This is a genomic window from Fundidesulfovibrio terrae (assembly GCF_022808915.1).
In the GTDB taxonomy this organism is placed as follows: domain Bacteria; phylum Desulfobacterota; class Desulfovibrionia; order Desulfovibrionales; family Desulfovibrionaceae; genus Fundidesulfovibrio; species Fundidesulfovibrio terrae.
The window spans coordinates 249,215-262,613 of sequence record NZ_JAKZFS010000004.1 but is presented as its reverse complement, the minus strand read 5'-3'; the positions used below and the strand labels follow the sequence as shown (position 1 = coordinate 262,613).

The following is a 13,399-nucleotide window of genomic DNA, read 5'->3' as shown; positions in this document are numbered from 1 at the left end:
TCGGCGCATGGCCGCGCCCTTCGTGTTCTCCAGCTCTTTCGTGCCCTCCTGGATGTCCTGGCATTGCCGCCTTTTGCGATCTGAAATAGCCGTCACCCAATTGTAACCGGTTGTCAACCAAGCCCCAACCATGGGCTTCTAGGATGCGCGCGCAACTTCCAAGGAGTCCCCCCGTGAAAATCCAGCTCAGCCTGCGCGCCAAACTCGTCATCTTCTGCCTGGCCATAGGCATCCTGCCCCTTGCGTTCATGGGTGTCTACAGCGTCCGCCAGGCATCCGGCAGCCTTTCCCAGCAGGCCTTCGGCCAGCTCGAATCCGTGCGCGACTCGCGCCGCGAGGCCCTGCGCCAGCAGGTGGACAAATGGCTGGCCGAGGTGCGCATCTACGCCTCCGTGAAGGAGGTCTACAACGCCATCGGCATGCTGCGGGACATCTTCATGGGCAAGTCCAGCACCGGCGTGCGAAACGACGTCAGCGACCCCGAATTCGCGGAGATGGTCCAGTTCGTGGCCCCAGCCTTCGAGCCCTTCGTCTCGGTGCTGGGCTACCGGGACGCCCTGCTGGTGGACGAGTACGGCCGGGTCATCTTCAGCGTAAGCAAGGGGCTGGAGCTGGGCGAGGACCTGGACAAGGGCCCCCTCAAGGACTCCGGCCTGGCCAGGTCCTGGCGCAAGGCCATGCAGGGCCGGACCGTGTTCGAGGATTTCGCCCCCTACCAGCCCCTGGGCAACGCTCCGGCGGCCTTCGTGGCCAGCCCCGTGCACAACCACGTGGGAGGCATCGACGGCGTGGCCCTGCTGCGCATCGCCCCCGAGGACCTGGCCTCCATCATGGCCTCGCGCTCCGGCAAGGACGAAACCGGCGAGAGCTTCCTCACGGGCGCGGACCGGCTCATGCGCACGGACAGCGCCTCCCACCCGGACACCCACTCCGTGGCGGCCTCCTTCGCCGACCCGGCCAGGGGCAGGATGGACATCCCGGCCGTGGCCCGGGCCCTGGAAGGCCACACCGGCAGCGAGATCACCGTCGACGTGGCCGGGAAAGCCGTCCTCGCGGCCTACACCCCGGTCAAGGCCGGGGACGCCACCTGGGCGCTGGTCACGGTCATCGACAAGGACGAGGCTTTCGCCGCCGTGCGCAGGCTCACCAATGCGAGCCTCATCCTGGGTCTGTGCACCGCCGCGATCATCCTGGCCTGCTCCGTGGCCTTCCTTCGCCGCGAGATCGTAAGGCCCTTCGACTCCCTGCGCCTGTTCCTGGACCGCATCGCCAAGGGCGACTTCCAGGCCGAACTCACCGGCCGTTTCAAGGCCGAAATGGCCGTGCTCTCCGGCGGCATCACCCGCATGGTGGGCGAGATAAAAAACAAGCTCGGCTTCTCCCAGGGCATCCTCCAGGCCATGACCTTGCCCTGCATGGTCACTTCCCCCGAGGGCAAGGTGGCCTTCGTCAACGCCCCCCTGCTGGAACTGCTGGAACTGGACCTTGCCCCGGCCGAATGCGCGGGCATGGACGTGGATGACTTCTTCGCCGCCACCCCCTCACTGGCCGACGCACCCCGCCGCTCGTTTGCGGAGAAGCACCCCGTGCGCGGCGTGGAACTCGAAGGGCGCGGGGCGCGCGGCTGGGCCTTCTTCGTCCGCCAGGACTGCGCCCCCCTTTACGACCTGGACGCGGTGCCCCTGGGCACCTTCACCCTCTTCACCGACCTGACCGGGATCAAGGACCAGGAAGCCCTCATCCGCCGCCAGAACGAAAAGATCACCCAGGTGGCCGAACAGGCCAACCTGATCGCCATGCACGTCTCCCAGGGAGCCGAGGAACTCTCCGGGCAGGTGGAGAGCATCCGCGAAGGAGCCCACCACCAGACCACACGCCTGGCCGAAACATCCCGGGCCATGGATGAAATGAACGCCGCCCTGGTGGAGGTGGCCCGGGTGGCCGGTGAGGCCGCCGGGAGCTCCGACGCGGCAAGCGGCCAGGCCGGGGAAGGGTCGCAGGTCGTCGCCCATTGCATCGATTCCATCGACAAGGTCTTCAGCCTCTCCAATGAACACCAACAAAGCATGAACGACCTGGGCGACAAGGCTACCTCCATCGGACGCATCATCGGCGTCATCGACGACATCGCCGACCAGACCAACCTGCTGGCCCTGAACGCCGCCATCGAGGCCGCCCGCGCGGGCGACGCCGGGCGAGGCTTCGCGGTGGTGGCCGACGAGGTGCGCAAGCTTGCCGAAAAGACCCAGAACGCCACCCGCGAGGTGTCCCAGAGCATCGCCGAAATCCAGCGCGTCACCCGCCTCAACATCGACGGCACCGAGAAATCCTTCGAGGCCATCAGCCAAGCCAACAGCCTGGTCAAACGCTCCGGCGACGCCCTGGCCCGCATCGTGGACTACACCTCCGCCACCGCCGACCAGGTGCGGCGCATCGCCGCATCCGCCGAGGAACAGTCCAGCGCGCACCACCAGGTCAACGGCGCGGTGTCGGAAGTGAACGAGATCGCCCAGGAGACCTCGCTCGGCATGGTGGACACCGCCGAGGCCGTCACCTACCTGGCCGCCCAGGCCAGCGAACTGCGGGAACTGATCGATTCCATGGTCAGCGGCGACCAGGGCGCGCCCGAACTGCGCGCGGCCGGCGCCCCGGCGCTGGAATCGCGGCAGGGACACTATCCGCAGCGCCGGATGCTGGTCATGTAGAAGATAAAAACGCCTCCGGCGGCCAGAGAGGAAACTTTTTGAAAAAAGTTTCCTCTCTGGACTCTCCTTCAAAAACTTTCAACGGGCTTCGCGTCGATCGACGCGAAGCCCGTTGAGGGTCCAGGGGGATCATCCCCCTGGCCGCCGGAGGCATCTTCCCCTCCTCGCGTCTCCTGCCTTTGCTCTCTTACCGCAGCTCCTTCAACTGCACCTGGGCGCTTCTGGCCTCGGGGCCGCCGGGGTAGCGTTTCACCACGTCCTGGAACAGTATCTTGGCCGCCTGGAGCTTGCCGAGCTTGCGGAAGCACAGTCCCTGCTTGAGCATGGCGGACGCGGCCATGGGGTTGCTGGGGTATTTCTGGATGAGGTCCTGGCACAGAAGCGCGGCCCGGGCGTAGTCCCCCTGCTGGTAGTTGGTCTCGGCCTGCCAGAAGAGCGCCCCCGGAGCCTGGCGCGAGGAGGGGTAGCTCTTGAGCATCTCCGAGAACAGGGTGTTGGCCCGGTCGTAGTCGCGCTGGTTGTAGGCTTCCATGGCCATGTTGTAGATGGCCTCGGCCGGATCGGTGGAGCCCGGCCCCATGCTGATGGGTCCGGCCGGGGGCGTGTCTGCGCCGTAGGAGCCGGGCGTGCCGGAGGGCGCGCCGGGGTACTGTCCGGCCGGAGCGGCGGTCGTTCCGGACGGCGAGGGCGCGCGCGTCCCTGCGTCCACCCCCAGGGTGGCGGCCATGCGGTACACGGTCTCCTCGAGCTGCGCCAGGCGCTTGTTGACGTCCTCCAGGGTGAAGCCGCGTCCCTGCTTGCCCAGGATGGACTCGATCTCCTCCAGGCGCATGCGCAGTTCCTGGTTGCGCGACTTGAGCGCGGTCAGGTCGGCCTGCATGTTGGCCTGGGCCATCTGCCCGGGATCGACGGGCTTGGGCTCCGCGGCGCACCCCGAAAGACCCAGGGCGAGCGCCAAAGCCAGGACCGGAACCGGCGCAGCGAGAAGGCCCGGGCGTTTCACCGGGCGCTCCAGAACTGCGACTCCACGGATGCGGTCTTGGAGTGCAGGCCGTTTTCGCGTCCGGCGCGCCAGTCCACCTTGAGGGTCATGTAGACCCGCTCCTGGTCGACGGCCAGGGCCTTGAAGCACTGGTCCACCACGGCCATGACCTCGTCCCATTCCCCCTCGACGCAGGTGCCCATGGGGCCCAGGTGGTGCGGCAGCCCGGATTCGCGGATCAGGTGCACGGCCTTGGCCACGTAGGGCGCGAGGCTGCCCTGCACTCCCAGCGGAAAGATGGAGAGTTCGGCGATGACGCTCATTTCTTCTGCTCCTTGTCCGGGGGCGGCGGCGAGGCGGCCACCGGCCATTCCGGACGGGCGGCCCATTCGGTCCAGCCCGCGTCGTAGTATTTGACGTTGGTGTACCCCAAAAGGCGCGTGAGTATCCACCAGGTTTGGGAGGCTTGGTGTCCCGTGCGGCAGTGCACGATGACCGGCGAATCCTTGGAGGGGATGATGGCCGCGTAGGCCTTTTCCAGCTCGGCCACGGGCTTGAGGACGGTTGCGTCGCCGGGTCCCTTGGCCGTGTCCTCGCTGAAAGGCCGGTTCACGGCATTGGGGATATGTCCGGCGCGGGCTTCGTCGGTCTTGGCCCCGGTGTAGTACTCTGCCGGGCGCACGTCGATGATGGTCGTCTTTCCGGCGGTCATGGCGGCGAAGACCTCGGCCCCGCTCACGGTGAAGGCGTCGGGCGCGTTGCCGTATTCCGGCGCGGGGTGGCGCGAGGGGGTCACCTTGGGAAGCGCCATGTCCTTGGGAAGGTTGGCGGCGGTCCACGCCTTCATGCCGCCGGAGAGCACGGCGTAGCGGATGTGGCCGACGCGTTCCAGGGCCACGGCGGCCAGGGTGGCGTCATGGGGGGATTCGCCCGCCACGATCACCACCAGGTCGCGCGGCCCGACGCCCATCTGGCTCAGGTGCTGGGCCAGCATGGGAGCGGGCAGGAGCGACGAGGGCACGCCGCCCACGTTGCCGCGCAGGCTTTCCAACTGCAGGGAGAGGCTGCCGGGGATGTGCCCGGAGTTGTACTGCGGCTGCGTGCGCAGGTCGATGACCGCAAGGCCGGGCTTGCCCAGATTGGCGGCCAGCCAGGCGGCGTCCACGAGGCCCGGCAGCTGTCCCGGCGGCGTGAGGAGGGCCGGGGCGGCTGGCTTGGTCCACTCGGCGGGCAGGAAGAACTTGCGCGCGGCGGCGATACCGGCGGCCTTTTCCGGCGAGGCGGGCTCGTCGCGCAGGGAGGCGGGCTTGAGGACCCTCTCGAAGAATCCGGTCAGGCCGTCGGTGAGCATGTAGACGTTGGGGAAGCCCATGCGGACCAGGGCGTCGCGGGCCTGGGCCGGGTGGGTCATCCCATTGGAGTAGAGCACGATGATCCCCTGCCCGCGCTTGGCGGCCAGGGCCTCAGGCAACTGGGACACGACGACGTTCACCGCCCCCTTGAGGTGGAAGGAGTCGAACTCGGCCTTGGAGCGTATGTCCACCAGGGTGATGGAGGCGTCGCCCGCCATGAGCCGCGCGGCCAGCTCCTCGGGCTCCACGTGGTCCTTGCCGGTCTGCACGTCGGCCAGCAGGCCTGCCTCGGGCGAGGCCGCCGGGGCCTGGGGAGCGGCCGGGACGCCCGGAGAGGCGATGGTGGCTGCACCCGGGGCCATATCGATCTTGGGCATGTTCAGGGCCACCAGGGCGGCCACGCACAAAAGCATGCTGAATCCGGCCAGGAAGATCCTGCTGACGCCGGGCCGGGCGATGGCCGGTCCGCGCTCGATCACCTCGCATATCCAGAACATGACCACGGCCGCGCCCGTGAGGCCGAGCAGCAGCTGGTCCTTGGTGATGTCCAGGCTCTGGTGCAGGAACACCACCCCTTTGGAGCCCATGGAGGCGTAGGGAGCCACCCACGGGTAGGCTTCGCTGTAGCCGATGGAGCCGAGCACGATGCCCGCCAGGAACACCAGGGCGTCCAGGCGTCCGGAACCCACGCCCACGGCGGCCGTACCCGGGCACCAGCCGCCCATGGCGAAGCCCAGGCCGAAGATCACGCCGCCGATGGCGTGCGCGCCAAGCATCGTGGGCATGAGGTACAGGGCGTCAAGGCTGACCGCGCCCATGCGCTCGGCGGCCGTAAGGCCGATGGCCGCAGTGACCATGGCTGAAAACATCACCTTCACCACGGACATGTCCGTGAGGTAGAAGACGCCCGCGAGCCGCTTGGAGCTGCCGAATCCGGCCTTCTCCAGGCACAGGCCGAAGCAGAAGCCCAGGGCCAGGGCGGCCATGAAACCGATGGGGGCGTTCAACTGCCCGGTGGAATAGAGGGTGGCGATCATTTCCACTGCCTCCTGAAGGCCCAGGCGGTGAGGTAGCCTGTGGCGAAGAGGCAGCCCATGAACACGAAGCTCCCGGTGAGGAGCATCGCCCCGCCGCTAAGCCCCTGGCCCGAGGTGCACCCCTGGGCCAGGCGCGAGGCGAACCCAGCCAGGCAGCCGCCGATGAGCGCCAGAAGAAGCCTGCGGGAGGAGGACGCCGTGGGGCCGCGCTCGATCATGAACGAGAGCCTTCCGCCGGATATGGCGGAGAGGAACCCGCCCGCGAACACGCCCGCCACCATGAACACCAAGTAGTAGCTGAGCGGAGCCGGGAACCAGGGGCCGAAATAGGCGGCCGCCTCCACGTGGGCCGGGAGGACCTGATGTTCGAGCCAGGCTCCGAAGCGGGCGAAGCCGCCGGACGCGCCCAGGCCGGCCCCCAGGATGAGGTAGGAGGCCAAGAGGGTGAGCCCCAGGAACATCCCGGCCAGATAGGGGTTCATGGGCGGTTTGCCGGGGCCTTGCGGCACGGCTGGCCGTGCGGACGAGGGGGAGCCGGACGCGGCCGAGGCCTGCGCCGAGGCGTCCCGGCCGCCCTCGGGCGCGGAGTTCTCCTCGCCGGGCGCTTCCTGGGGGGCGTCTGAAATGATATGGTCACTCATGGTCTAGCATCCTGCGCTTTTGGAGGCCGGGGGTTGCGGGGCCGGAGCGGGCGCACCGGGCGTTGCCGGAGCGGCGGGAGTTCCCGGGGCCGGGGAGCCCGAGGAACCGGGAGCACTGGGAGCCCCGGGTGATGCGGGGGCCTTGCCCGGGGCGGGAGCCGGGGACGGCGCGCCGGTCAGCGGGGTTTCCTTGACCACCGCGCCCATTTCCCGTTCGGCCCACCAGGCGGCCAGGCCGCCCCGCAGCACCAGCAGGGGGCGCGAGGTCTTCTGGGCCAGCGCTCCGGCCAGGGCGAAGGCCCTGGTGCCGTCCTTGTCCACGATGAGCAGGGGACCGGCTCCTGTGAAAAACGATTCGTCGGCCAGGACGGCGGCCGCGTCCAGGTTCAGGCTGCCGGGCAGGGCATAGTCGGCGAATTCGGCCTGGGGCCGGATGTCCACGATTTCGAATCCAGCCGGCGGCTTGGCCAGCAGCTGGGCGGTCTCGGCGGGGGTGGCGGCCCTGGGCAGGACCGGCTCCTTGGCCTGGGCCATCGAAAGGGGCGAGACGGGCGGGGGCGCAAAAATCCCCCCGGCGGCGATGATCGCCGCCAGGAAGAGCGGTGCCGTGCGTTTCATGGGCATGTCTCCTTGAGCGACTTGGTAGCACCAAGACGATTTATTGCAACCCCGCGATCTCAATACCTTGAGGCGCTTGGCAATTCGGGCGGCGTTCGAGGCGGCTTGGACCCCAAACGCCTCATTGACCTTCCCCCCGCCATCTTTTAGAGGGCGTTGTTGCACACACGTCAGCAGGTGAAAAATGGTAGACCCTTCGCGCATACGCAATTTCAGCATCATCGCACACATCGACCACGGCAAGTCCACCCTGGCCGACCGCATCCTGGAGGTCACCAAGGTGATCACCGCCCGGGAAATGCGGGAACAATACCTGGACAAGATGGACCTGGAGCGCGAACGCGGCATCACCATCAAGGCCCAGACCGTCCGCATCCCCTTCAAGGCGCACGACGGCAACGACTACGTGCTGAACCTCATCGACACCCCGGGCCACGTGGACTTCTCCTACGAGGTTTCGCGCTCCCTGGCCGCGTGCGAGGGAGCGCTCCTGGTGGTGGACGCCACCCAGGGCGTCGAGGCCCAGACCCTGGCCAACGTCTTTCTGGCCCTGGACAACGACCTGGAAATCATCCCAGTGCTCAACAAGATCGACCTTCCCTCCGCCGATTCGGAGCGGGTCAAGGCCGAGATCGAGGAAGCCATCGGGCTGGACACCAAGGATTCCGTTTCCGTGTCCGCCAAGACCGGGCTCAACGTGGACAAGGTCCTCGAAGCCATCGTGGACCGCCTGCCCGCCCCCAAGGGCGACCCCGACGCCCCGCTCAAGGCCCTCATCTTCGATTCCTGGTACGACGCCTACCAGGGCGTGGTGGTCCTGTTCCGGGTCATGGACGGCACCCTCAAGGTGGGCAGCCGGGCCAAGATGTTCTCCACGGGCGCTGAATTCGAGGTGACCAAGCTCGGCGTGTTCTCGCCGGGCCCGGTGAACATGACCGAATTCGGGCCGGGCGAGGTGGGTTTTTTGTGCGGAGCCATCAAGAACCTGCACGAGGCCCGGGTGGGCGACACCATCACCCTGGCCGAGAACCCCACGCCTGATCCCCTTCCCGGCTTCAAGGAAGTCAAGCCCATGGTGTTCTGCGGGCTCTATCCCGTGGACGCCAACGACTACGAGCAGCTGAAAAACGCCCTGGAAAAGCTCCAGCTCAACGACGCCGCCCTCACCTACGAGCCCGAGACCTCGCAGGCCCTGGGCTTCGGCTACCGCTGCGGCTTTTTGGGGCTTCTGCACATGGAGATCGTGCAGGAGCGCCTGGAGCGCGAGTTCCAGGTGGAGCTCATCGCCACCGCGCCCTCGGTCGTCTACAAGGTCGAGAAGCAGGATGGCACCACAATCTCCATCGACAACCCCTCCAAGCTGCCCAAGCAGCAGGACACGGTCACCCTCTACGAGCCTTACGCCCGGGTGGAGATCCACGTGCCCAACGAGTACGTGGGCAACGTGTTCAAGCTCTGCGAGGAGAAGCGCGGCATCCAGAAGGACATCCGCTACCTGACGGCCACGCGGGTGATCATCACCTACGAGCTGCCCTTCGCCGAGATCGTGTACGACTTCTTCGACCGGCTCAAATCCGGTACGCGCGGCTATGCCTCGCTCGACTACGAGCTCATCGACTACCGCGCCTCGGACCTGGTGAAGCTGGACATCCTTCTGAACGGCGACCCCGTGGACGCCCTGGCCGTGATCGTGCACCGCGACAAGGCCTATTACCTGGGACGCGACGTTGCCTTGAAACTGAAGAAGGTCATTCCACGACAAATGTTCGAGGTGGTCATCCAGGCGGCCATCGGGGCCAAGGTCATCGCGCGCGAGCGGGTGGCCCCCCTGCGCAAGGACGTCATCGCCAAGTGCTACGGCGGCGACATCACCCGCAAGCGCAAGCTCCTGGAGAAGCAGAAAGAGGGCAAGCGGCGCATGAAGCGCATGGGCAACGTGGAATTGCCCCAGGAAGCGTTCCTGGCCGCCCTGAAAGCAGGCGAATAACCAACCCCGCAGGCCCCGTCGCGGGGTCCAGGGGGATGATCCCCCTGGCGGGTGCAGGGCATCGCCCTGCCGGGGGTTTGGGGGCTAAGCCCCCATCTCTCTTCTTAGAAAGGACACCGCATGAATCCTCGCTGGCAGAAGTTGCTCAAGGAATACGTCGAAGCCCTGGCCGTCGCGCTCATCCTGGCTCTCGTCATCCGCTCCTTCGTGGTGCAGGCTTTCAAGATTCCCTCCGAATCCATGGTCGAGACCCTGCTGGTGGGCGACCACCTGCTGGTGAGCAAGTTCGCCTACGGCGTGAAGCTGCCCTTCACGGACAAGACCCTGGTCAAGACCGGCGACCCCGAGCGCGGCGACGTCATCGTGTTCGAATACCCCGAGAACCGCGACCTGGACTACATCAAGCGCATCATCGGCATCCCGGGCGACGTGATCGAGCTGAAGAACAACGTGCTCTACCGCAACGGCCAGAAGGTCGATGAGCCCTACAAGCGGGTGGAGGCCAACATGGTGCCCGGCACCAAGTCCACCTACGGCCCCATCACCGTGCCCGAGGGGCAGTACTTCGTCATGGGCGACAACCGCGACCACTCGCAGGATTCGCGCTACTGGGGCTTCGTGCCGCGGGAGTACATCCGGGGCAAGGCCTGGGTGATCTACTGGTCCTGGGCGGGAATCACGGATATCCGCTGGAACCGGGTCGGCAACATCATCCACTAGCCCGGTTCATACACGAGCAACCAAAGCGCCCCGTCCGAAAGGACGGGGCGCTTTTTTGTCCTGGGGCGCGGTAAATACACGAAGAGACCGCCGCTCCGGCCGATGGCGCAAGCGAGCACGATTGAAGGTTCGCCAAACCTCAGCGAGAATTCTTGACTCTCGCCTGGAAAGGTTGGATGCAGATAGTTATCGAGGAAAACCATCGGAGCGCCAGCATGCAATTCAAATCCATCAAGTCGCGCATCGCCGTCATGGCCGCCGTTTGCCTCATGGCCACCTCCGCCGTCCTGGTCGTTTTCAGCCTGTTCCAGACCAGGGGGCTGCAGGAGTACACCAAGGAAAACGTCACCAAGCTCATCAACAAGACCACAGAGCTGGGGTTGCTGGCCATCGCGAGCGAGCAGGCCGGCTTCATCCAGGGAGAGCTGCAGGCCAATCTGGACACCGCCCGGACCTTGGCCAAGAGTTTCTCGGTCCTGAAAAAGGAACGGGACACCGCCGGGGGCGCGGGGCAGGGTACCCTGCGCAACACCCTGAACGAGATCCTCCTGGCCGTGCTCAAGGACAACCCAAAGTTCCTGGGCACCTATTCCGCCTGGGAACCGAACGCCATCGACGGGCGCGACAAGGATTTCGCCGGAAACAAGACCGGCGGCTACGACGACACCGGCCGCTTCATCCCCTACTGGAACCGGGACGAGAAGGGCAACATCGCCCGGCAGGCCCTGGTGGAGTATGAAAGCCAGGACAAGCACCCCAACGGGGTGCGCAAGGGGGGCTGGTACCTGGGACCCAGGGAGACGGGCAAGGAGAGCGTGCTCGACCCCTTCCCCTACATCGTCCAGGGCAAGCAGGACTGGCTGACCACCCTCTCGGTGCCGATCGTGGTGGACGGCAAGTTCCTGGGGGTGGCCGGCACCGACCTGCGCCTGAACTTCCTCCAGGACCTGAGCAAGGAAGTGGCCCAGAAGCTCTACGGCGGCCAGGCTGAAGTGGTGGTCATCAGCAACATGGGGCTCATCGTGGCCCACAGCGGCAATCCGAAGCTCATCGGCGAGCACGTCAAGAGCTTCCTGCCGGACAACTGGCAGGAGGTCGTGGAAACCGTCCAGGCGGGTAAATCCCTGGCCGACCTGGGCCAGGTGACCGGCATGGTCAGGGCCTTCGCCCCCATCCAGCTGGGCCGGACCGGAAAGCCCTGGTCGGTGCTCATCCGGGTCAAGCCCGACGTGGTCATGGCCGACGCCAACATCCTGGAGAAAGGTCTGAAGGACAAGTCCGACAGCGCGGTGGGTTGGCAGACGGGCGTGGGATCGGCGGTGACCCTGGCGGCGGTGGTCTTGCTGTGGTTCTTCTCCGGCGGCATCGTGCGGCCCATCCGGAAGTCGGCCGACTTCGCCGGGAGCGTTGCCGAGGGCGACTTCACCAAGGTGCTGGACGTGCGCCAGTCCGACGAGATCGGCATGCTGGCCGACGCCCTGCGGACCATGGTGGAGAACCTGAAAAAGATGATCCACCAGGCCGAGCAAAAGGGGCAAGAGGCCGAGGAAGAGGCCCGCAAGGCCAACGACGCCATGGCCGAGGCCGAGCAGGCCAGGAAGCAGGCCGACCAGGCCCAGCGGGAGGGCATCCTGGCCGCAGCCAACAAATTGGTGGATGTGGTGGAGCGGTTGACGTCCGCCTCGGACCAGCTTTCCGGCCAGATCGAGCAGGCGGCCAGAGGCTCCACCATTCAGAAAAGCCGCGCCGAGGAAGCGGCCACGGCCATGAGCGAGATGAATTCCACCGTGCTGGAGGTGGCCCGCAACGCGCTCCATGCCTCGGAGGGCACGGACAACGCCAAGAAGATGGCCCAGGAGGGCGCGGACGTCGTCCGCCAGGTGGTGGAAGCCATCCGCGACGTGCAGACCCAGGCTGAACGCCTCAAGGAGAACATGTCCGCCCTGGGCCGCCAGGCTGAAGGCATCGGCCAGATCATCGACGTCATCTCCGACATCGCCGACCAGACCAACCTGCTGGCCCTGAACGCGGCCATCGAGGCGGCCCGGGCCGGCGACGCAGGGAGAGGGTTCGCGGTGGTCGCCGACGAGGTCAGGAAGCTGGCCGAAAAGACCATGAGCGCCACCAACGAGGTGGGCAACACCATCCGGGAGATCCAAAACGGGGCCCGCACGAACATCACCAGCATGGACGACGCGTCCAAGGCCGTGGACAAGGCCACCAACCTCGCCAACAAGTCAGGCGAGTCCCTCAAGGAGATCGTATCCATCGTGGAGGTCTCCTCGGACCAGGTGCGGGCCATTGCCACCGCCTCCGAGGAGCAGTCCGCCGCCAGTGAGGAGATCAACCGCTCCGTGGAGGAGGTCAACCAGATCTCCTCGGAGACCGTCCAGGCCATGGAGCAGTCTGCCCAGGCGGTGGTGGAACTGGCCAACCAGGCCCAGGTGCTCAGAGGCCTGATCGAGGAGATGCAGTCCGAGGGAGGCTCGTCCAGGAGCGGCTCGCGGGCGCTGGGAAGCTCGTCCAGGAGCGGCGCCCGGGCGCTGCCCAGGTAGCTGGGCCGCTCCCGTTCACGATTGGTCCGAAAGGCCCGGTCCACGCCGGGCCTTTCGGTTGCGCGCGGGCCGCTATTTCCCGGCTTTCGAGCACATATCCTCAAGGTAGCCCTTTTCAAGGGGGTCCTTGTTTTCCTTGGCTTTCTGCGCCCATTCGCAGGCCAAGGCGTAGTCTCCCATCTTGTAATAGACGAAGGAGATGTGGGAGCGCGCCTTCCAGGCCTTGGGATCGATCTCCAAGGCCTTCTGGAGCTGGGCCAGGCTTTCCCGGTACTTTTTCTGGGTCCACAGGAAGCGGCCGTAATCGACGTGTGCGTTTATGCCCACCTTTTGTTTGGAAAGGGCCAGCTGGAAATACTTGTCCACTTCGTCCGGGGGGCTTCCCTTCTCGTAGGAAACCAGGGCGAATCCGTGGTAGGCGTCGCCGTTTTCGGGGTCGAGCAGCCAGGCCTGGTTGAAGCGCTGCATCGCGACGGCCAGGTCGCGATCCTTCTTGTGGAACGCCTCCCAACCGAATTTCACGGCATTTTCCGAGCCCTGCTCGAGCGTGAATCCCTTGGCCTTGATGCCGGCCACCAGGTCGGCGTCCGCCTTCTTCTGGGCGTCGCTCTTCTCGATCCCGCCGTACATGGGGCGTTGATTTGCCGGAAGGGAGTCCTGACGCCCACATCCGGCGGCCAAGGCGAGCACGAACAGCACTGCGATAATGACGTTTGGCAAGCGTAGCCTCCTGGCCTATCTATTTCCTGCCGTGTCTATTTGACGAATTGGGAAAAGGTCAAGCCGCGCCGTCACGGCCAGG

General features: G+C 66.2%; 10 protein-coding genes. 4 read left to right on the top strand and 6 right to left on the bottom strand.

The annotated features are described in order from the left end of the window. Positions 1-173 precede the first annotated feature (173 nt). Positions 174-2,705, top strand: coding sequence for a methyl-accepting chemotaxis protein (locus tag ML540_RS14035; RefSeq protein ID WP_243362242.1), 2,532 nt, complete (start codon positions 174-176; stop codon positions 2,703-2,705). Between the two features lie 187 nt (positions 2,706-2,892). Here ML540_RS14035 and ybgF read toward each other — a convergent pair whose 3' ends face one another. The 5 genes from ybgF to ML540_RS14010 are packed head-to-tail and all read right to left on the bottom strand — an operon-like array spanning position 2,893 to position 7,335. Next, on the bottom strand, positions 2,893-3,708 hold the full coding sequence (gene ybgF / locus ML540_RS17975) for a tol-pal system protein YbgF (RefSeq protein ID WP_243362240.1): 816 nt from the start codon (positions 3,706-3,708) through the stop codon (positions 2,893-2,895). After that, a complete protein-coding gene (locus tag ML540_RS14025; RefSeq protein WP_243362231.1) occupies positions 3,705-4,010 on the bottom strand; it encodes an MTH1187 family thiamine-binding protein in 306 nt (101 codons plus the stop codon). Before ML540_RS14025 ends, ybgF begins: the two co-directional genes overlap by 4 nt. Beyond that, positions 4,007-6,076: a rhodanese-like domain-containing protein gene (locus ML540_RS14020; protein ID WP_243362229.1), complete on the bottom strand. Its 2,070-nt coding sequence runs from the start codon at positions 6,074-6,076 to the stop codon at positions 4,007-4,009. Before ML540_RS14020 ends, ML540_RS14025 begins: the two co-directional genes overlap by 4 nt. Next, positions 6,073-6,717: a YeeE/YedE thiosulfate transporter family protein gene (locus tag ML540_RS14015; protein ID WP_243362227.1), complete on the bottom strand. Its 645-nt coding sequence runs from the start codon at positions 6,715-6,717 to the stop codon at positions 6,073-6,075. Before ML540_RS14015 ends, ML540_RS14020 begins: the two co-directional genes overlap by 4 nt. Positions 6,718-6,720: 3 nt before the next feature. Further along, positions 6,721-7,335 carry a rhodanese-like domain-containing protein gene (locus ML540_RS14010; RefSeq protein WP_243362225.1) on the bottom strand — a complete coding sequence of 205 codons (615 nt, stop codon included), beginning with the start codon at positions 7,333-7,335 and terminating at the stop codon, positions 6,721-6,723. 184 nt (positions 7,336-7,519) lie between these two features. On the opposite strand from ML540_RS14010, the gene lepA reads away from it, so the two are divergent. The 3 genes from lepA to ML540_RS13995 all read left to right on the top strand — a co-directional run bounded on the left by lepA (position 7,520) and on the right by ML540_RS13995 (position 12,597). Further along, entirely contained in the window at positions 7,520-9,322 is a 1,803-nt protein-coding gene (gene lepA / locus ML540_RS14005; RefSeq protein WP_243362223.1) for a translation elongation factor 4, read from the top strand. Positions 9,323-9,442: 120 nt separating this feature from the next. Next, the gene (gene lepB / locus ML540_RS14000; RefSeq protein WP_243362208.1) at positions 9,443-10,042 is read left to right on the top strand and encodes a signal peptidase I; all 600 of its coding nucleotides are present in this window, start codon (positions 9,443-9,445) and stop codon (positions 10,040-10,042) included. A 215-nt stretch (positions 10,043-10,257) separates the two neighbouring features. Then, a complete protein-coding gene (locus tag ML540_RS13995) occupies positions 10,258-12,597 on the top strand; it encodes a methyl-accepting chemotaxis protein (protein ID WP_243362198.1) in 2,340 nt (779 codons plus the stop codon). 72 nt (positions 12,598-12,669) lie between these two features. On the opposite strand, the gene ML540_RS13990 is transcribed toward ML540_RS13995, so the two are convergent. After that, a complete protein-coding gene (locus ML540_RS13990; protein ID WP_243362196.1) occupies positions 12,670-13,317 on the bottom strand; it encodes a tetratricopeptide repeat protein in 648 nt (215 codons plus the stop codon). Between the last annotated feature and the right edge of the window lie 82 nt (positions 13,318-13,399).